The 22,902-nt window shown below is 75.7% G+C and carries 1 protein-coding gene; it reads right to left on the bottom strand.

Going from position 1 to position 22,902, the window contains the following annotated elements:
* Positions 1 to 9: 9 nt before the first annotated feature.
* A complete protein-coding gene (locus GVV04_RS26520; protein ID WP_161691645.1) occupies positions 10 to 22,686 on the bottom strand; it encodes a type I polyketide synthase in 22,677 nt (7,558 codons plus the stop codon).
* Positions 22,687 to 22,902: the final 216 nt, after the last annotated feature.

Genomic DNA, 22,902 nt, shown 5'->3' with positions numbered 1-22,902 from the left:
GGACAACGGTCAGGAATCGGATCCGTCAAGCGCCAACTTGACGAGGGTGTCGGCGTCCATCTCGTCGATGAGGTCGATGCCCTCGGCGGTGGACTCGGCGGCGTCGGTCTCGGTGTCGGTGAGGTTCAGCAGCAGCTCCAGCAGGCCCGCGTCCCGGAGCCGGGCCAGCGGGATGGTCGCGAGGGCCTGCCGGACCGTCGACTCCGACGGGTCCGCGCCGTCCGACCGCCGCGCCTCGGGGAGCAGCCCGTCGAGCAGGTGCTCCGCGAGGGTGGTCGGGTTCGGGTAGTCGAAGACCAGGGTCGCCGGCAGCGGCAGCCCGCTCGCCGCGGTGAGCCGGTTGCGCAGCTCCACCGCGGTCAGCGAGTCGAAGCCGAGCTCCTTGAACGCCAGCCGGGGCTTGACCCGGTCCGTGCCCGGGTGACCGAGCACCGCCGAGGCGTGGGTGCGGACCAGGTCGACCAGGTGCCGTACCTGCTCGGTGCGGGGCAGGGCGCGCAGGTGCTCCCGGAGCCCGTCGGCGGCGCCGCCCGGCTGCTCGTCGGCGGGGGCGCGCAGCGCGTCCCGGGCCTCGGCGAGGTCGTCGAGCAGCGGCCGGGGGCGGGCCGAGGCGTACGCGGGGGCGAACACCGCCCAGTCGACGTCGGCCACGGTCAGGGCGGGTCGGGGCTGGCCGACGGCGTACCGCATGGCGTGCACGGCGTCGTCCGGCGCCATCGCGCCGAGGCCGCGCCGGGCCAGCGCCTGCTGGGCCTCGCCGCCGGCCATGCCCCCGTCGGCCCACGGCCCCCACGCCACCGACGTCGCCGCGAGGCCCCGGCCCCGCCGCTGGTCGGCCAGCGCGTCGAGGAACGCGTTGCCCGCCGCGTAGGCGCCCTGCCCGCCGCTGCCCCACACCCCGGCGATCGAGGAGAACAGCACGAACGCGTCCAGCGGCCGGTCGCCCAGCAGCTCGTCCAGGTGCACCGCGCCGGCCACCTTGCCGGCGAGGACGGCGGCGAAGCCGGCGAGGTCGGTCTCGGCCAACAGGCCGACGTCGCCCGCCCCGGCGGCGTGCACCACCGCCGTCAGCGGCGCCGGGTCCTCGTCCAGGGTCGCCAGCAGGGCCGCGACCTGGTCCCGCTCGGCGACGTCGCACGCCACGATCGAGACCCTGGCGCCGTGCGCGGCCAGCTCCTCCCGCAGCTCCCCGGCTCCCGTGGCCCGCTCGCCTCGGCGGCTGGTCAGCACCACGTGCGCGGCGCCGTTGGTGACCGCCCAGCGGGCGACGTGGGCGCCCAACGCCCCCGTCCCGCCGGTGATCAGCACCGTGCCCGACGGCTGCCAGCGCTCCCGGGCGGCCGGGGCGGCGGCGGTCGCCCGCACGAGCCGCCGGACGAACACGCCGGTGGGCCGTACGGCGATCTGGTCCTCGTCGCCGGCTCCGGCGACCACCCGGACCAGCCGGTCCCAGACGGCGGAGTCGACGTCGTCGGGCAGGTCCACGAGGCCGCCCCACAGGTTCGGGTGTTCCAGGCCGGCGACCAGTCCGAGGCCCCACAGCCCGCTCTGGGCGACCCGGCGGACCGCGTCGCCGTCCCCGGTGCCGACCGCGCCCTGGGTCAGGCACCACAGCCTGGTCGTCGTCCCGGTGTCGTGCAGCCCCTGGAGCAGCAGCAGGGTGGCCGCCGTGCCGGCGGGCACGGCCGGGCTGTCCGGGTGCGGCTGGTCGCGGAGGCCGAGCAGGGAGAGCACGCCGGTGACCGGCCGGTCGGCCAGCGTCTCGGCGAGCCGCCGGGCGAGGTCGTCCCGGTCGGTGCGGACGGGGTCGACGGTCAGCCGGAGCACGTCGGCGCCGGCCGAGGCCAGGGCCTTGGCGGCCTCCTCCGTCCGCGCGCCGGTGACCGGGTCGTCGTCCTGCGGCGACACCAGCAGCCAGGTGCCCGCCGGGATGGCGGCGAGGTCGGTCCGCTTCCACATGACCCGGTACGACCAGCCGTCGACGAGGACGCGTTGCCGGCGGGCCCGGTGCCACGTCGACAGCATCGGCAGGGCCGGGGCGAGGGCGTCGAGGTCGCCGCCGTCGCCGAACTGGGTCGCGAGGGCGGTGAGGTCGCCGCTCTCCACGGCCGTCCAGAAGTCGGCGTCGCCGCCGTCACCGACCGGCCGGCGGGCCGGGGTGGCGGGCTCGGGCCAGTACCGCTCCCGCTGGAACGCGTACGTCGGCAGGTCGACCCGGGTCGCACCGGCGTCGGCGAACCACGGCCGCCACGTAACGGGCACACCGTGGACGTGCAGCTCACCCAGGGCCGCCAGCAGCGCCTGCCCCTCCGACCGGTCCCGACGCTGCACCGCCACCGCCACCACGTCCCCGTCAGCAGGCAGCACCTCCGCCGCCAACGCCGTCAACACACTCTGCGGGCCGACCTCCAGGAACGTGTCCACCCCGACATCACGCAACGCGGTGACCCCGTCGGCGAACCGCACCGCCTCCCGCACATGCCGCACCCAGTACTGCGGGGTACGCAACTCGTCGCCACCGGCCAGCGCACCGGTCACGTTCGACACCACCGGCAACCGAGGTGCGGCAAACCTGAGCCCCGCCAACACAGCACCGAACTCCGCCAGCATCGGCTCCATCAACGGGCTGTGGAACGCGTGACTCACCGTCAACCGGCGGGTTCGGATGCCCCGGCCCCGCCAGAACTCCTCCACCTCATCCAAGGCGGCGACCTCGCCCGAGACCACCACCGACGCCGGCCCGTTCACCGCCGCGATCCCGACCCGGTCGACAAGACCGCCCAGGCTGGTCAGCACGTCCGCCTCGGACGCGCCCACCGCCAGCATCCCGCCGCCGGCCGGCAACGCCTGCATCAACCGACCACGCGCCGCCACCAGGGCGCAGGCGTCCGCCAGCGACAACACCCCGGCGACGTGCGCGGCCGTGATCTCACCGACCGAGTGACCGGCCACGAAGTCCGGCACCACACCGAACGACTCGACGAGGCGGAACAACGCCACCTCGACCGCGAACAGACCCGCCTGCGTGAACACGGTCTGATCGAGGAGATCGGCGTCCGACGTGCCCGGCCCGGCGAACAGCACCGGCCTCAACGGACCCGGCAGCAACCCGTCCAGCTCGGCGCACACCTCGTCCAAAGCCGACGCGAAGACGGGGAACCCGGCGTACAACTCCCGGCCCATCCCGGCACGCTGCGCCCCCTGACCCGAGAAGAGCACCGCCAGCGGTCCGCGTTCCACGGCGGAGCCGGTGACCACCGCGCCGGACGGTTCGCCGGCGGCGAGGGCGGCCAGCCCCGCCAGCAGGTCGTCGCGGTGCGCCGCGACGACGACGGCCCGGCGGGCCAGGGCCGGTCGGGTGGTGACCGAGGACCAGCCGACCTCGACGGCCCCGAGGCCCTGGTCGGCGGAGAGCCACCGGGTCCACCGGTCCGCCTGCGCGGCCAGCGCCACGTCGGTGCGCGCCGACAGCAGCACCGGCACCAGCGGAGGCGTGGCGTCGCCGACCGTCCCGCCCTCGACCACCTCGGCGGGCGGCTGCTCGATGATGACGTGCGCGTTGGTGCCCGAGATCCCGAACGAGGAGACGGCGGCCCGGCGGGGCCGGTTGGCCGCGGGCCACGGGGTGGCCTCGGCGGCGAGCGCCACCGCGCCGGAGGCCCAGTCGATGTGCGGGGACGGCTCGTCCACGTGCAACGTCGCCGGCACCACCCCGTGCCGCATCGCCATGATCATCTTGATCACGCCGGCTACCCCGGCCGCGGCCTGCGTGTGCCCGATGTTCGACTTGACCGACCCGAGCAGCAGCGGCTGGTCCGCCGGCCGGTCCTGACCGTAGGTGGCCAGCACGGCCTGCGCCTCGATCGGGTCACCCAGCGTGGTGCCCGTGCCGTGCGCCTCCACCACGTCGACCTGCTGCGAGCTGAGCCGGGCGTTGGCCAGGGCCTGCCGGATCACCCGCTGCTGGGCGGGGCCGTTCGGCGCGGTGAGACCGTTCGACGCGCCGTCCTGGTTCACGGCCGTGCCCCGCACCACCGCCAGAATCCGCCGACCCTCCCGCTGCGCGTCGGAGAGCCGCTGCACCAGCAGCACCCCCACACCCTCCGACCAGCCCGTACCGTCGGCCGACCCGGCGAACGACTTGCACCGCCCGTCCTGCGACAGACCACGCTGACGCGAGAACTCGATGAACGTCCCCGGCGTCGCCATCACCGTCACACCACCAGCAAGCGCCAGATCACACTCACCCGACCGCAACGCCTGCACCGCCAAATGCAACGCCACCAACGACGACGAACACGCCGTATCCACCGTCACCGCCGGCCCCTCCAGGCCGAACGTGTACGCCACCCGACCCGACAACACGCTGCCGGAGTTACCGGTGCCGATGTACCCCTCGGTCTCGCCCGGCATCTCCATCAGACGCGTCGCGTAGTCGTGGTAGATCGCTCCCGCGAACACGCCGGTCCGGCTGCCCCGCAACCACTGCGGATCCATTCCGGCGGACTCGAACGTCTCCCACGACGCCTCCAGCAACAGCCGCTGCTGCGGGTCCATCGCCAGGGCCTCGCGGGGGCTGATGCCGAAGAAGGCCGGGTCGAACTCGGCCGCCCCGTACAGGAAACCACCGTGCCGCGTGTACGAGGTGCCCGGCCGATCCTGGTCCGCGTCGAACAACGACTCCAGGTCCCAGCCCCGGTCCGCCGGGAACTCCCCGATCCCCTCCCCGCCTCCGGCCAGCAACGCCCACAACTGCTCCGGCGTCTCCACCCCACCCGGGTACCGGCACGCCATGCCCACGATCGCGATCGGCTCGTCGCCGCCGACCGGCGCCTGCGATTCCGGCTCGACCTCGGCGACGCGGGTGCCCAGCAGGTCGGCGTGCACGTGCTCGGCCAGCGCCTGCGGAGTGGGGTAGTCGAAGACCAGGGTCGAGCCGAGGCGCAGCCCCGTCGCGGTGTTGACCCGGTTGCGCAGCTCGACCGCGCTCAGCGAGTCGAAGCCGAGGTCCCGGAACGCCCGGTCCGCCGGCACCGCCTCCACGCCGTCGTGCCCCAGCACCTGCGCGGCCAGGTCCCGGACGAGCAGGGTGACCTGTGCGCGGCTCTCGTCCTCGGTGAGCCGGGCGAGCCGGTCGGCCAGGCTGTCGCCGCCCTGTCCCGCCTGGCGGCGCGTCGTGGTCGTGCCGACCAGCGCCCGCAGCATCGGCGGCACCACGCCGGCGGCGGCGGCCCGCAGCGCGGGCACGTCGATCGCCGCCGGCACCAGGGTCGGCCGGTCCACGGCCATCGCCGCGTCGAACAGCGCCAAGCCGGTGTCGGCGCCCATCGCGGTCAGGCCGGCCCGCCCCGACCGGGCCCGGTCGACGCCGCCGAGGGACGCCGCCATCCCGGCCGTGTCCCACATCCCCCACGCGAGGCTGACCGCCGGCAGGCCGGCCTGCCGCCGGTGCGCCGCCAGGGCGTCCAGGAACGCGTTGCCCGCCGCGTACGCCGCCTGGCCCGGCGAGCCGAGCACCCCCGCGATCGAGGAGAACAGCACGAACAGGTCCAGGTCCAGGTCGGCCGTCGCCTCGTGCAACCACCAACCCGCCGACACCTTCGGCGCCAGCACGCCCGCGAGCTGGTCGGCCGTCAGCCCCTCGACGAGGCCGTCGTCGAGCACACCGGCCAGGTGGACGACGCCCGCCAGCCGGCCCGTCGAGGTGACGCCCGCGACCAGCCCGGCCACCTGCTCCCGGTCGGTGACGTCGCACGCCACCACCTGAGCGGACGCGCCCAGCCCGGCCAGCCGTTCGACCAGTTCGTCGGCGCCGGCGGCCGCCGGGCCCCGCCGGGACGCCAGCACCAGCGCCCGGAGCCCGTGCGCCCGGACGAGGTGCTCCGCGACGAGGGCGCCCAGCGCGCCGGTGCCGCCGGTCACCAGGACGGTGCCGGCGTCCGCCGCGAGCGGGGCGTGCATCGACGGAGCCGACACGCGCACCAGCCGCGGCACGAACACCCGACCCGCCCGAACGGCCACCTGGGCACCCACGGCGTCCTCGGCGACCCGGGCCAGGACGGCCACCAGGCCCCGGTCGACGTCGACGTCGACGTCGGCCAGCACGATCCGGCCGGGATGCTCCGCCTGCGCCGACCGCAGCAGGCCCCACACCGCCGCACCCGCCAGATCGGTAACCGTGTCGCCGTCCCGGGCCGCCACCGCGCCCCGGGTCACCACCACCAGCTTCGAGTCCGCCAGGGCGGGGGTTGCCAACCACGACCGCAGCTCCGCCAGCACCGCCGAGGCGAGGGCGCCGACCGCGTCGGGCACCGCGCCGTCCTGCGGGGCGGTGGCCGGGAGCAGCAGCAGGGCCGGCGCCTCGGCGCCGCCGTCGAGCGCGGCGAGCAGGTCGGCGACGGTGCGGTGGGCGCGACCGGTGGCGACGTCACCGGGCGCGCCTGCGGTGCCGCCCACCTGGCCGGGGTCCCGCAGCCCGCCGAGGGTCACCCACCCCGGCACGTCGGCCGGGACGACCTCGGCGGCCCGCCAGGCGACCTCGAACAGCGACCGGGCCGCCGCGTCCGGGGCGGCCCGGCCGGTCAGCTCACGCAGGGTCAGCGAGTCCACGGACACCACCGGCGTGCCGGCCTCGCCGCCGGCGACCAGCCGAACGCCGGTGCCCTCGCGGGTCAGCCGCACCCGCAGCACCCGCGCGCCCGAGGCGTGCACCTGCACACCGGAGAACGCGAACGGCACCCGAGGCGCGGCGGACTCCTCGAACAGCAGGGCGACGGGGTGCAGGGCGGCGTCCAGCAGCGCCGGGTGCACGCCGAACCGCGCGGCGTCGCCGGCCGCGTCGTCGGGCAGGGCCACCTCGGCGAAGACCTCACCGCCGCCCGTCCAGACCCGGCGCAGCCCCTGGAACGCCGGCCCGTACGCCAGGCCACGCTCGGCGAACGCGTCGTACCAGCCGGTCAGGTCGACCTCGTCGGCGGCCACGGGCGGCCACGGGCCGACGCCCGGCTCGTCGGCGGACGCCGGTTCGAGCACCCCGTCGGCGTGCCGGGTCCAGCCCCCGTCGGGGGCGTCGTCGGGTCGGGAGTGGATGGTGACGGTGCGCTGCGGCGCGTACCCCGGCGCCGACACCCGGACCTGGACGCGCACGCCGCCGGAGGGCGGGAGCACCAGCGGCGCGGCGATGGTCAGCTCCCGCACCCGGGACGCGCCCACCTCGTCGCCGGCCCGCACCGCGAGTTCCACCAGCGCGGTGCCCGGCAGCAGCACCGCGCCCGACACCGCGTGGTCGGCGAGCCACGGCCGGGTGGCGAGCGCCAGCCGGCCGGTCAGCACGACCTCGCCGTCGCCGGCCAGGTCGACGGCGGCGCCGAGCAGCCCGTGCCCGGCCGCGCCGAGGCCGGCGCCGGCCACGTCACCGGCGCGCAGCCGGCCGACGTTGGGCCAGTACCGCTGCCGCTGGAACGCGTACGTCGGCAGGTCGACGGGGTTCGCGCCCGCGTCCGGCAGCAGGGCGGACCAGGTCACGGGCACGCCGTGGACGTGCAGTTCCGCCAGCGCGTGCAGCAGCGAGACGGGTTCCGGCCGGCCGGGGCGCAGCGCCGCGACGACCGCGACCGGGGACGTGGCCGGGTCGTCGTCCGGCAGGCAGGTGCGGACCATGCCGGCGAGGACCGCGTCCGGGCCGAGTTCGAGGAAGGTGCCGACGTTGCGTTGCCGCAGGCAGGCGACGCCGTCGGCGAAGCGGACGGCGTCCCGGACGTGCCGCACCCAGTAGTCGGGGGTGCCGATCTCCTCGGCGTCGGCGATCCCGCCGGTGAGGTTGGAGACCACCGGCAGCAGCGGCGGGTGGAAGGTGAGCCCGTCGAGGACCGTCCGGAACTCGGCCAGCATCGGTTCCATCAGGGGGCTGTGGAAGGCGTGGCTGACCCGCAGCCGGCGGGTGCGCGTCCCCCGGGCGGACCAGGCCCGTTCCAGGGCGTCCAGCGCGTCGAGCGCCCCGGAGACCACCACCGCCGCCGGCCCGTTGACGGCCGCGATCCCGACGCGGTCGGTCAGGCCGGCCAGCGCCTCGGTGACCGCCGCCTCGTCGGCGGCGACGGCGAGCATCCCGCCGCCGGCCGGCAGGGCCTGCATCAGCCGGCCCCGCGCGCCCACCAGGGCGCACGCGTCGTCGAGGGAGAGCACCCCGGCCACGTACGCGGCGGTCACCTCGCCGATCGAGTGGCCGGCGACGAAGTCCGGCACGATCCCGTACGACTCGGCGAGGCGGAACAGGGCCACCTCGACGGCGAACAGGCCGGCCTGGGTGAAGGCGGTCTGGTCCAGCAGTTCGGCGTCGGCCGAGCCCGCCGAGGCGTTCAGCGCGTCCCGCAGTGGGCGGGGCAGGTGCGGGTCGAGGTGCGCGCACGCCTCGTCCAGCGCGGCGGCGAAGACGGGGTACGCGGCGTACAGCTCCCGGCCCATGCCGGCGCGCTGCGCGCCCTGGCCGGAGAAGACGACGGCGGTGCGCCCGCCCCGGGCGGTGCCCCGGACGACGGCGGGCGAGGGCTGCCCGTCGGCGAGCGCGTCCAGGGCGGACAGCAGGCCGCCCCGGTCGGGCGCCAGCAGGACGGCCCGGTGTTCGAAGACGGACCGGCCGGTGGCCAGCGCGCGCCCGATCCCGGCGACGGTCAGGTCCGGCCGGTCGGCCGCCAGGCCGTGCAGCCGTCGGGCCTGCCCGCGCAGGGCGGCGTCGTCGCGCGCCGACAGGACGCAGGGTACGAGGCCACCGGTGACCTCACGGGCCACCGCCGGGGTGGTCGCGGGAGCCTGTTCGATGATGGTGTGCGCGTTGGTTCCGCTGATCCCGAAGGAGGACACGGCGGCGCGGCGGGGCCGGTCCAGGGCCGGCCAGCGGCGGGGCTCGGTGAGCAGCTCCACCGCCCCGGCGTCCCAGTCGATGTGCGGGGACGGCTCGTCGGCGTGCAGGGTCGGCGGCAGCAGCCCGTGCCGCATCGCCAGCACCATCTTGATCACCCCGGCGACACCGGCTGCGGCCTGGGTGTGGCCGATGTTGGACTTGATCGAGCCGAGCAGCAGCGGCCGGTCGGCGGGCCGGTCCTGCCCGTACGTGGCCAGCAGCGCCTGCGCCTCGATCGGGTCGCCGAGGGGGGTTCCGGTGCCGTGTGCCTCGACGGCGTCCACGTCCGCCGCCGTGAGGCGGGCGTTGGCCAGGGCCTGCCGGATCACCCGCTGCTGGGCGGGGCCGTTGGGGGCGGTCAGGCCGCTGCTCGCGCCGTCCTGGTTGACCGCGCTGCCCCGCACCACGGCGAGGACGCGGTGCCCGTTGCGTTGCGCGTCGGAGAGGCGTTCCAGCAGCAGCATGCCGATGCCCTCGGCGAAGCCGGTGCCGTCGGCGCCCGCGCCGAAGGCCTTGCACCGCCCGTCGGGCGAGAGGCCGCGCTGCCGGGAGAACTCGGTGAGCATGCCGGGGGTGGACATCACGCTGACGCCGCCGGCGAGCGCGAGCCGGCACTCTCCCTGGCGCAGCGCCTGGGTGGCCAGGTGCAGGGCGACCAGCGAGGAGGAGCAGGCGGTGTCGACGGTGACGGCGGGTCCCTCCAGGCCGAACAGGTACGAGATCCGGCCCGACGCGACGCTGCCGGCGCTGCCGTTGCCGACGTAGCCGTCCAGCTCGTCGGTGGTGTCGGCGGCCTGGGACGCGTAGTCGTGGTAGATGAGCCCGACGTAGACGCCGGTGCTGCTGCCCCGGGCCGTGTGGGGGTCGATGCCCGCCCGCTCGAACGCCTCCCAGGAGGTCTCCAGCAGCAGCCGCTGCTGCGGGTCCATGGCCAGCGCCTCCCGGGGGGAGATCCCGAAGAAGCCGGCGTCGAACTCGGCCGCGTCGTGCAGGAAGCCGCCCTGCCGGGGGCCGCTGCCGTCGTCGCCGATCCGCAGGTCGTCCGGGTCCCAGCCACGGTCGGTGGGGAACGGCGCGATGACGTCGGTCCCGGCAGTGACCAGGTCCCAGAGCTGCTCGGGGGTCTGCACGTCGCCGGGGAACCGGCAGGCCATGCCGATGATCGCGATGGGCTCGTCGGGGGCGGTGGCCGCGCCGGCGGCCGTGCTGGCGGCGGGCGCCTCGACGCCGCCGAGTTCCCGGTCGAGGAAGTCGGCGAGGACGACCGGGGTGGGGTAGTCGAAGGCCACGGTGGCGGGCAGTCGCAGCCCGGTGGCGGTGGCCAGCCGGTTGCGCAGTTCCACCGAGGTCAGCGAGTCGAAGCCCAGCTCCTTGAAGCCGCGTTGGGCGTCGACGCTGTCGGCGGAGCGGTGCCCCAGCACGGCGGCCACGCTCGCGGCGACCAGGTCGAGCAGGTGGTTGCGTCGCTGCGCGGAGCTGAGCGTGGCCAGCCGCCCGCGTTCCGAGGCGGTGTCGGCGGGCCCCTGCCCGGCGGTCCGCCGGACGGGTCCGGCGGGGCGGATCAGTTCGCGCAGCATGCTGGGCACCGCGCCGGCCGCCGGCCGCGCCGTGGCCGGCGGCAGGTTCATGAGTACGAGGTGCACGCCGCCGTACTGGTGGGCCAGGTCGAACAGGGCGGTGCCCTCGACCTCGGTCAGCGGGGCGCTGGTGGCCCGGATGGCCCGGCGGTGGGCGTTGCCGCCGAGGTGGGCGGTCATCGCGCTGGCGGTGTCCCAGAGTCCCCAGGCGAGGCTCGTGGCGGGCAGCCCCTGCTGCTGGCGGAGGCGGGCGAGGGCGTCGAGGAACGCGTTCGCCGCCGCGTAGTTGCCCTGCCCGGGGGAGCCGAGGGTGGCCGCCACCGAGGAGAACACCGCGAAGCTGGCCAGGTCGGCGTCGCGGGTGGCCCGGTGCAGCGCCCAGCCGGCGTCGACCTTCGGGGTCAGCACCGCGTCTAGGGCCGGCTCGTCGAGGGAGCCGATGGTGGCGTCGGCGATCACCCCGGCGGTGTGCACCACGGCGGTCAGCGGGTGCGCCGGGTCCACCCGCGCCAGCAGGCCGGCGACCTGGTCGGGGTCGGCGACATCGGCGGTGGCGGTGGTGACGTGGGCGCCGTGGCGGGTCAGCTCCGCCACCAGGTCGCGGTAGGACTCGGGGCCACGGCGGGAGGCGAGCAGCAGGTGCCGGGACTGGCCGGTGGTCACGAGGTGCCGGGCGAACACCCCGGCCAGGGCACCGCTCGCGCCGGTGATCAGCGTGGTGCCGTCCGGGTCCACCGGGGCGGGGATCCGCAGCACCACCTTGCCCACGTGCCGGGCCTGACTCATGTGCCGCAGCGCCCGCCGAGCATGCTGGACGTCCCACACCCGCACCGGCAGCGGGCGCAGCGCGCCCTGCTCGAACAGCGCCAACAACTCCGTCAGCATCTCGCCGATCCGGGCGTGCCCGGCCTCGTTGAGGTCGAACGACCGGTACGTCACGCCGGGGTGACGCTCGGCGACCTGGTGGGGGTCGCGGATGTCGGTCTTGCCCATCTCGACGAACCGGCCACCACGCGGCAGCAACCGCAACGACGCGTCCACGAACTCACCCGCCAGCGCATCGAGCACCACATCCACCCCGGCACCACCCGACACCGAACCGAACACCCGCTCGAACTCCGTGGTCCGCGACGACGCGATCCGCCCCGCATCCACCCCCAACCCCCGCAACACACCCCACTTACCAGGACTCGCCGTCGCAAACACCGTCGCACCGAAATGCCGCGCCAACTGGATCGCCGCCATACCCACCCCACCCGCACCCGAGTGGACCAGCACCGACTCACCCGCCCGCAACCCCGCCAGATCCCGCAACGCGTACCACGCGGTGAGGAAGACCACCGGCACGGTCGCGGCCTCGGCGAAGGTCCAGCCGGCCGGGATCCTGGCGACCAGTTCCCGCGTGGCGGTGACCTGGGGGCCGAACGCGGGTTCGAACATGCCCAGCACCCGGTCGCCGGGGGCCAGGTCGGTCACGCCCGGACCGACCTCCACCACCACACCCGCACCCTCACTGCCCATCACCGCCGACGGATCCGGATACATCCCCAACGCGATCAACACATCCCGGAAGTTCACCCCCGCCGCCCGCACCGCGACCCGCACCTGCCCCGCCTCGAGCGGACCCGGGACGGCCGGCACCAACGCGACCCCGTCGAGGGTGCCGGGGGCGATCGCGGCGAGGTGCCACAGCCCTTCCGGCGGGGTCAGGGCGTCTCCGGCCGAGGCGCCGGTGCGGGTCAGGCGCGGGGAGCGGATCTCGCCGCCGCGCACCGCGACCTGCCCGCCCGTGGTCGACGGGTCCTCGGCGACGCCGGCCAGCAGGTCCCACAGCTCGGGTGAGAGGTCCCGGTCGACGTCGGCGAGGACGATCCGGTCGGGGTGCTCCGACTGCGCCGAGCGCAGCAGGCCCCACACGGCAGCACCCACCGGGTCGCGCAGCTCGTCGGCCGGAACGGCCGTCACGGCGCCCCGGGTCACCACGACGAGCCGGGTGTCCGCCAGTTCCCCGGCGGCCAGCCAGGACTGGAGCACGCCGAGCACGTGCGCCGTGACCGCCCGCACGGCCGCCGGCACGTCGGCGTCCGCCGGCTGCGGGATCGTCACCGGCAGGAGCAGCACGCGCGGCCGGCCGGCCGTTCCGGCGGCCACGGCCGCGGCCAGGTCGGCCACGGTGGGGTACCCGGCCACTCCCGGCCCGGTGGCCCCGGCCGCGTCGCCCAGCAGCACCCGGCCGGTGGGGTCAGTGGCGGGGGTGACGTCCTCGGCCTGCCAGCTCACCTCGAACAGCGCCCGGACCGCCGCACCCGAGGCGGCGACCCCGGCCAGCTCCCGCAGCACGAGCGAGTCCACCGACACGACCGGGGCACCCGTGCCGTCGACCGCGACCAGCCGCACACCGCTGCCCACCCGGGTCAGCCGGACCCGCAGCACCGAGGCTCCCGACGCGTGCACCTGCACGCCCTCGAACGCGAACGGCACCCGTGGCCCACCGGAACCCTCGGTCAGCAGCAGGCCGATCGGGTGCAGGGCGGCGTCGAGCAGCGCCGGGTGCACCCCGAACGCCGCCGCGTCGCCCGCCGCCTGCTCCGGCAGGACCACCTCCGCGTACGCCTCACCAGCCGCCGCCCACACCCGACGCAGGCCCTGGAACACCGGCCCGTACGCCAGACCATGCCCCGCCAGCCCCGCATACCAACCGGTCAGGTCCACCTCGGCCACGCCGACCGGCGGCCACTCCCCCAACACCGGCTCCTCCGAGGAGGCCGCCTCCAGGACGCCCTCCGCGTGCCGGACCCAAACCGCGTCGTCGTCCTCCTCCGGCTGCGAGTGCACGGTCACCAGCCGGGCACCGGACGCACCGGCCGCACCGACGCGCACCTGCACCCGCACCCCCGCCGACGCCGGCAACGCCAACGGCGTCAAAACAGTCAGCTCCCGCACCCGGGACACACCAACCTCATCACCCGCCCGCACCGCCAACTCCACCAACGCCGTCCCCGGCACCACCACCGAACCAGCAACCACATGCTCCGCCAACCACGGATGACTGCCAGCCGACAACCGCCCCGTCAACAACACCTCGTCGCCGCCGGCGAGGCGCACCGCCGCGCCGAGCAGGCCGTGGCCGGCCGCGCCGAGACCCGCGCCGGAGACGTCACCGCCGAACGAGCGGTCCACCGCCGGCCAGAACCGTTCCCGCTGGAACGCGTACGTGGGCAGGTCGACCGGGGCGGCGCCGGAGCCGGCGTACACCCTCGCCCAGTCCACGCCGACGCCCGCGACGTGCAGCTCCCCAAGGCCGGACAGCAGCTGCGCGGGGCCGCTCTCGTCGCGGCGCAGCGAGCCCACCACCACGCCGGGGTTGGCCGGGTCGGCGGCCCGGTCGAGCGCGTCCTGGACCACCACCTTGAGCACCGGGTGGGGGCTGACCTCGACGAAGACCCGGAAGCCCTCGGCGATCAGCCGGTCGACCACCGGCGCGAGCCGGACCGGTTCGCGCAGGTTTCGATACCAGTAGTCGGCGTCGAGCTGGGCGGTGTCGATGAGGTCGCCGGTGACCGTCGAGTAGAAGGACACGGTGGTCGGCCCGGCGTCGACGGCGCCGAACGCGGCCGTCAGGTCGTCGCGGACCGCCTCGACGTGCGCGCTGTGCGAGGCGTAGCCGACGGCGATCCGCCGGGCCCGGAGGTCGCGCTCGGCGCAGTGCGCGAACAGCGCGTCGACGGACTCGGCGGCGCCGGAGACGACGGTCACGGCGGCGCCGTTGAGGGCGGCGATCGACAGGGTGTCCGCCCACGGCGCGATGAGCTGCTCGGTGTCGGCGGCCGACAGGGGCACGGAGAGCATGCCGCCCCGGCCCGAGATCGCCAGCAGGCCGCGGCTGCGCGCCACGACCAGCCGCATCGCGTCCGGGAGGGTGAGGGCTCCGGCGGCGCACGCGGCGGCGATCTCGCCCTGCGAGTGGCCGACGATGGCGTCCGGGGCAATCCCGCACGCCTCCCAGAGCCGCGCGAGGGACACCATGACGGAGAACAGGGCGGGCTGGACCACGTCGACCCGGTCCAGCGTCGGAGCGCCGGGCGCCTGCCGCAGCACGGCCTCCAGCGTCCAGTCCACCAGCCGGGACAGCTCCTCGGCGCACTGCCGCATCCGCTCCCGGAAGGCCGGGGACGACTCCAGCAGGTCCAGTGCCATCCCGACCCACTGCGATCCCTGGCCGGGGAAGACGTAGGCGACCTTCGGCGTGCCGTCGACGGGGGTCGGGGCGGCCTCGGCGTCGGCGAGGGCGGCCAGCTCGGCGAGGGCGGTCTCCCGGTCGCCGGCGACCACGACCGCCCGGTACGGGTGGTGGGCCCGCCGGGTGGCGAGGGAGAGCCCCAGGTCGGCGAGGGCCAGGTCGGCGTCCTCGGCGAGCTGTCCACGGATCCGGGCGGCCTGCGCCCGCAGGGCCTGCGGGCTGCGCCCGGACACCGTCAGGGGCACGCCGGCCGGGCCGGCCAGGCCGGGCTGCTCGGGGGCGGTGGTCGGCCGGGCGGCGGGGACGCTGTCGTCGGGCGCCTGCTCGATGATGGTGTGCACGTTGGTGCCGCTGATCCCGAACGAGGACACGGCGGCGCGGCGGGGCCGGTCGACGGCGGGCCACGGCCGCGGCTCGGTGAGCAGCGCCACCGCGCCGGAGTCCCAGTCGACGTGCGGGGACGGCTGGTCCACGTGCAGGGTGGACGGCAGCAGGCCGTGCCGGATCGCCATGATCATCTTGATCACGCCGGCCACCCCGGCGGCGGCCTGCGAGTGCCCGATGTTCGACTTGATCGACCCGAGGAACAGCGGCCGGTCCGCCGGCCGGTCCTGCCCGTACGTGGCCAGCAGCGCCTGCGCCTCGATCGGGTCGCCCAGCATGGTGCCGGTCCCGTGCGCCTCGACGGCGTCCACGTCGGAGGCGTCGAGCCGGGCGTTGGTCAGGGCCTGCCGGATCACCCGCTGCTGCGACGGCCCGTTCGGCGCGGTGAGGCCGTTGGACGCGCCGTCCTGGTTGACGGCGCTGCCGCGCACCACCGCCAGCACCCGGTGCCCGTTGCGCCGGGCGTCCGACAGCCGCTCCACGAGCAGTATGCCCACGCCCTCGGACCAGCCCGTGCCGTCGGCCGACGCGGCGAACGCCTTGCACCGGCCGTCGGGGGCCAGGCCGCCCTGGCGGGAGAACTCCGAGAACATGCCGGGCAGCGCCATCAGGGCGACGCCGCCGGCCAGCGCCAGGTCGCACTCGCCGCCGCGCAGGGCCTGGGCAGCGAGGTGCAGGGCGACCAGGGACGACGAGCAGGCCGTGTCGATGGTGACGGCGGGGCCCTCGAGCCCGAAGGTGTAGGAGACCCGGCCGGAGGCGACGCTGCCGGCCGTGCCGGTCAGCAGGTGCCCCTCGAGGCCCGCCAGGTCCTCGTGCCCGCCCGTGGCGTAGCCGGAGGACGCGGCGCCGATGAAGACGCCGGTGGCGGTGCCGGTCACGCCGTCGGGGTCGACACCGGCGTACTCGAATGCCTCCCAGGCGGTCTCCAGCAGCAGCCGCTGCTGCGGGTCCATGGCGAGGGCCTCGCGGGGGCTGATGTTGAAGAAATTGGCGTCGAAGTCGGCGGCGTCGTAGAGGAAGCCGCCCTGGTCGGTGACGGTGCTGCCGGTGTCGTACAGGCGGTCCAGGTCCCAGCCCCGGTCCGTGGGGAACCCGCCGATCGCGTCGGCGCCGGAGGTGACGAGCTGCCAGAGCTGCTCCGGGGTGGCCACCCCGCCCGGGTAGCGGCAGGCCATTCCGATGATCGCCACCGGCTCGTCGGTCGCGCCGGCGCCGACGGCACGCACGGCCGTGGCGGCGTCGGTCGCGGCGAGGCCGAGCTGCCCGAACAGGTACTCGGCGAGCCGGGCCGGGGTGGGATGGTCGAAGGCGAGCGTGGCGGGCAGCCGCAGCCCGGTCGCCGAGCCCAGCCGGTTGCGCAGCTCCACCGAGGTGAGTGAGTCGAAGCCCAGTTCCTTGAACGCGCGGGCGGCCGGCACGGCCTGCGCGGAGGCGTGACCCAGCACGGCGGCGGCCTGCCCGCAGACCAGCTCCACCAGCAGCCGCCGGGCGTCCGCCTCGGGCAGGCCGACGAGCCGGTCCCGCCAGGAGGCCCCCGCCGTGGGGGCACCGCCGGCCCGCCGCCGGCCGCCGGCGCGGACGAGCTGCCGCAGCAGTGGCGGCACCTGCGACGCGTCGCCGGTGACCTGCAACCGGGCCGCCACGACCACCGGCGACACCGCGGGCAGGGCCGCGTCGAACAGCTCGGTGCCCTCGGTCGCGGAGAGGCCGGTCATCCCGACCCGCCGCTGCCGCTGCTGGTCGTCGCCGTCGAGGTGGGCGGTCATCCCGCTGGTGGTGGCCCACAGGCCCCAGGCGACGCTGGTCGCGGCCAGGCCCCGCTGCCGGCGGTGCCCGGCCAGGGCGTCGAGGAACGCGTTCGCCGCCGCGTAGTTGCCCTGCCCGGGCGAGCCGAGGGTGGCCGCGAGGGAGGAGAACGTCACGAACGCGGCGAGGTCCAGGTCGGCCGTGGCCTCGTGCAGCGCCCACCCGGCGTCGACCTTCGGGGCCATCACCGTGGCGATGGCCCGCTCGTCGAGGGAGGCGACGGTGGCGTCGGCGAGCACCCCGGCGGCATGCACCACCGCGGTCAGCGGATGCGCCGGGTCGACCCGGCCGATCAGCTCCCTGACCTGGGCGGGGTCGCTGACGTCGACCGCGACGGCGGACACCCGCGCGCCCGCGTCGGTCAGCTCGCGGACCAGGGCGGCGTAGTCGTCCCGGCCCGCGTCGTCGGGGTGCCGGCGGGAGGCGAGCAGCAGGTGCCGGGACCGGCCGGTGGCCACGAGGTGCCGGGCCACCACGCCGGCCAGCGTCCCGCCCGCTCCGGTGATCAGCGTGGTGCCGTCCGGGTCCACCGGGGCGGGGATCCGCAGCACCACCTTGCCCACGTGCCGGGCCTGACTCATGTGCCGCAGCGCCCGCCGAGCGTGCTGCACGTCCCACACCCGCACCGGCAACGGACGCAACACACCCTGCTCGAACAGCGCCAACAACTCCGTCAGCATCTCGCCGATCCGGGCGCTGCCGGCCTCGTTCAGGTCGAACGACCGGTACGCGACGCCCGGGTGCTCGGCCGCCACCGCCTCCGGGTCGCGGACGTCTGCCTTGCCCATCTCGACGAACCGGCCACCACGCGGCAGCAACCGCAACGACGCGTCCACGAACTCACCCGCCAGCGCATCGAGCACCACATCCACCCCGGCACCACCCGACACCGAACCGAACACCCGCTCGAACTCCGTGGTCCGCGACGACGCGATCCGCCCCGCATCCACCCCCAACCCCCGCAACACACCCCACTTACCAGGACTCGCCGTCGCAAACACCGTCGCACCGAAATGCCGCGCCAACTGGATCGCCGCCATACCCACCCCACCCGCACCCGAGTGGACCAGCACCGACTCACCCGCCCGCAACCCCGCCAGATCCCGCAACGCGTACCACGCCGTCAGGAAGACCAGGGGCACGGAGGCCGCCTGCGCGAACGACCAGCCGGCGGGCATCCGGGCGAGGCGCTCCCGGGGGGCGACCGCGAGCGGGCCGAAGCCCATCTCGAACATGCCCATCACCCGGTCGCCGGGCTTCAGGTCGGTCACGCCCGGACCGACCTCCACCACCACACCCGCACCCTCGCTGCCCATCACCGCCGACGGATCCGGATACATCCCCAACGCGATCAACACATCCCGGAAGTTCACCCCCGCCGCCCGCACCGCGACCCGCACCTGCCCCGCGTCGAGGGGGGCGGGAGTGGCCGGCACCAGCGCGACCCCGTCGAGGGTGCCGGGGGCGACGGCTGCCAGGTGCCACGCCCCGGACGGCGGCGGGGTCAGCTCGTCGGCCGTGGGCCGGACCAGCCGGGGCACGAACGTCCCATCGGCGCGGACGGCGAGCTGGCCGCCGGTCGCCGTCGGGTCGGCGACGACGCCGGCCAGCACCGCGAGGGTCGCCGGGTCGAGCGGGCCCTCGACGTCGGCGAGGACGATCCGGTCGGGGTGCTCCGACTGCGCCGAACGCAGCAGGCCCCACACGGCCGCGCCCGCCAGGTCGGTCACCTGGTCCTCGTCCCGGGCGACGACGACACCCCGGGTGACCACGACGAGCTTCGCATCGGCGAGGGCGTCGGCGGCGAGCCAGGACCGCACCACGGCCAGGGCGCCGTTCGCGGTCGCGCGCACCACGCCGGGCACGTCGACGCCGGGCACCGCGCCGGGCACGTTGACGCCGGGCGCGTCGACGCCGGGCACCGCGCCGGACACGTCGACGCCGGAGGCCGCGCCGGGCGTCCACAGCAATGCCCGGGGGGACTCGGCCCGCCCGTCGGCGACCGCCGTGGCGAGCGCGTCGACGTCGGGGAAGCCCGGCAGGTCGAGCCCGGCGATCGACGGCCCGAGCAGCGCCCAGCCGGACAGGTCGTCGACCGGGGTGATCTCCTCCGGCAGCCACGTCACCTCGAACAGCGACCGCGCCGCCGCGCCCGGGGCGGCCACCGCCGTCATCTCCCGCAGCACCAGCGAGTCCACGGACACCACGGCCGCGCCGGACTCGTCCACCGCCACCACGCGCACGCCGGAGCCCGCACGGGTCAGCCGGACCCGCAGCCTCCGCGCACCCGAGGCGTGCACCTGCACGCCCTCGAACGCGAACGGCACCCGCGCCCCGCCACCCTCACCGGCCAGCAGCGACGCCACCGGATGCAACGCCGCGTCGAGCAACGCCGGGTGCACCCCGAACCGCGCCGCGTCGCCCGCCGCCTGCTCCGGCAGGACCACCTCCGCGTACGCCTCACCAGCCGCCGCCCACACCCGACGCAGGCCCTGGAACACCGGCCCGTACGCCAGACCCTGCCCCGCCAGCCCCGCATACCAACCGGTCAGGTCCACCTCGGCCGCACCGGCCGGCGGCCACTCCCCCAACACCGGCTCGTCGGCCGACACCGGCTCCAACGCGCCCTCGGCGTGCCGGACCCAGGCCCCGTCGGCCTCCTCGTCCGGCTGCGAGTGCACGGTCACCGACCGGGCGCCGGACGGGTCGGCCGCGCCGACGCGCACCTGCACCCGCACCCCCGCCGACGCCGGCAACGCCAACGGCGTCAAAACAGTCAGCTCCCGCACCCGGGACACACCAACCTCATCACCCGCCCGCACCGCCAACTCCACCAACGCCGTCCCCGGCACCACCACCGAACCAGCAACCACATGCTCCGCCAACCACGGGTGGGTGGCGGCGGAGAGCCGCCCGGTCAACAGCACCTCGTCGTCCCCGGCGAGGCGCACCGCCGCGCCGAGCAGCGGGTGACCGGCGACGCCCAGCCCGGCGCCGGACACGTCGCCGACCTGCCACGACACCGCCTCGGGCCAGTACCGCTCCCGCTGGAACGCGTACGTCGGCAGGTCGACCCGGGTCGCACCGGCGTCGGCGAACCACGGCTGCCAGGCCACCGGCACACCGTGGACGTGCAGCTCACCCAGGGCCGCCAGCAGCGCCTGCGCCTCCGACCGGTCCCGACGCTGCACCGCCACCGCCAACACGTCCCCACCAGCCGGCAGCACGTCGGCCGCCAACGCCGTCAGGACACTCTGCGGCCCCACCTCCAGGAACGTGTCCACCCCGGCGGCGCGCAACGCGGTGACCCCATCGGCGAACCGCACCGCCTCCCGCACATGCCGCACCCAATAGTCCGGAGTACGCAACTCCTCGCCGCCGGCCAACGCACCGGAAACGTTCGACACCACCGGCAACCGGGGCGCCGCGAACGTCAGCCCCGCCAACACCGACCGGAACTCCGCCAGCATCGGCTCCATCAACGGACTGTGGAACGCGTGACTCACCGCCAACCGGCGCGTCCGCACACCCCGGTCCCGCCACACCCGCTCGACCTCGTCGAGGGCGTCCACCGCACCGGACACCACCACCGACGCCGGCCCGTTCACCGCCGCCACACCAACCCGGTCGATGAGCCCGCCCAGGCTCTCCGCCACGCCCGCCTCGGACGCGTTGACCGCCAACATCCCGCCACCGGCCGGCAACGCCTGCATCAACCGACCCCGCGCCGCCACAAGGGCACACGCATCCGCCAGCGACAACACCCCCGCCACATGCGCGGCCGTGACCTCACCGACCGAATGCCCACCCACGAAGTCCGGCACCACACCGAACGACTCGACGAGGCGGAACAACGCCACCTCGACCGCGAACAAACCCGCCTGCGTGAACACAGTCTCGTGCAACAGCTCGGCGTCGGGCGTGCCCGGCCCGGCGAACAACACCGACTTCAACGGCTGCGGCAACAGCCCGTCCAACTCGGCACACACCTCGTCCAACGCCGACGCGAACACGGGGAACCCGGCGTACAACGCCCGGCCCATCCCGGCCCGCTGCGCGCCCTGACCCGAGAACAGCACCGCCAACGGACCCCGGTCCACGGCGGAGCCGGTGACCACCGCACCCGAAGGCTCACCCGCTGCCAGGGCACGCAGCCCGGCCAGCAGGTCGTCGCGGTCGGTGGCGGCCAGCACGGCCCGGCTGTCCAGGGCCGACCGGGACGCGACCGACGACCAGGCGACGTCCTCGGCGCGCAGGTCCTCGGCGCCGGCCAGCCAGTCGGCCCAGCGGCCGGCCTGGCCGGCGAGCGCGGCGGGGTGCGCGGCGGAGAGCAACACCGGCGCGACCGGGAGCCGGCGGGACGGCGCGGGGACGTCCTCCGGCGTCTCGGGGGCCGGGGCCTGCTCCAGGACGAGGTGGGCGTTGGTGCCGCTCATGCCGAAGGACGAGACGGCCGCCCGCCGGACGTGTTCGCCGCCGGCCCACGGGCGGGCCGTGTCGAGCAGGGACACCGCCCCCGTCGACCAGTCGATGTGCGGGGACGGCTGCGCCACGTGCAGGGTCGGCGGCAGCACGCCGTGTCGCATCGCCATCACCATCTTGATGACGCCGCCCGCGCCGGCGGCGGCCTGGGGGTGGCCGATGTTCGACTTCAGGGACCCCAGCCACAGGGGCCGGTCGGCCGTCCGGCCCTGGCCGTACGTGGCCAGCAGCGCCTGCGCCTCGATCGGGTCGCCGAGCCGGGTGCCGGTGCCGTGCGCCTCCACGACGTCGATGTCGGCCGGCGTCAGCCGGGCGTTCTCCAGCGCCTGCCGGATGACCCGCTGCTGGGCGGGGCCGTTCGGGGCGGTCAGCCCACTGCTGGCCCCGTCCTGGTTGACGGCGCTGCCGCGGATCACCGCGAGGACGGGGTGGCCGTTGCGCCGGGCGTCGGAGAGCCGCTCGACGAGCAGCATGGCGACGCCCTCGGACCAGCCGGTGCCGTCGGCCTCGGCCGAGAACGCCTTGCACCGGCCGTCGGAGGCGAGCCCGCGCTGCCGGGAGAACTCGACGAAGGCGCCGGGGGTGGCCAGCACGGTCACGCCGCCGGCCACCGCGAGGGAGCACTCGCCGTCGCGCAGCGCCTGGCCGGCCAGGTGCAGGGCCACCAGCGAGGACGAGCAGGCGGTGTCGATCGTGACGGCCGGCCCCTCCAGTCCGAAGGAGTACGCCAGCCGGCCCGACATGACGCTCGCCGCGGTGCCGGTGAGGACGTACCCCTCGGTGCCCTCGGGCAGCTGCCGCAGGACGGTGGTGTAGTCCTGGCCGGCCGTGCCGACGAAGACGCCGGTGCGGCTGCCCCGCAGCGACGCGGTGTCGATGCCGGCCCGCTCGAAGACCTCCCAGGTCACCTCCAGCAGGAGGCGCTGCTGCGGGTCCATGGCCAGCGCCTCGCGCGGCGAGATCCCGAACAGGGACGGGTCGAACAGCCCGGCGTCGGCCAGGAAGCCGCCCCGGTTGCTGTAGGTGGTGCCCCGGTGGTCCGGGTCCGGGTCGTACAGCCGGTCCAGGTCCCAGCCCCGGTCGGTGGGGAACGTGCCGGTGGCGTCCACGCCCCCGGCGACCAGGTCCCACAGGTCCTCGGGCGAGGCGACCCCGCCGGGGAACCGGCAGGCCATGCCGACGATCGCGATCGGCTCCGAGTCCTCGTTCTCCAGCTCGCTCAGGCGCCGACGCGCCAGGCGGAGCTCGGAGGTCACCCACTTCAGGTGTTCGAGGAGCTTGTCTTCGTCCGCCATGACCCACCCGCCCAGAGCTTGCTATCGATCAGAATCTGCCGATTCGCTGACCACACCACCACCGGCGGCCCGACTCCGCGCACACTTCGGTGGAGACATGACCATTCGGCGCATGGACGCAATTCCTACTTCAATTTCAGTTTCTGTTTCCGTACCTGTTCAAGCGCCCGCCGCGACACCGTGCCGACCACCCTGCCGACCCATGCCCGCCACCGT

The sequence above is a fragment of the Micromonospora rubida genome, from assembly GCF_009908295.1.
Lineage (GTDB): Bacteria > Actinomycetota > Actinomycetes > Mycobacteriales > Micromonosporaceae > Micromonospora > Micromonospora rubida.
This window is presented reverse-complemented; position numbering and strand designations above follow the sequence as displayed.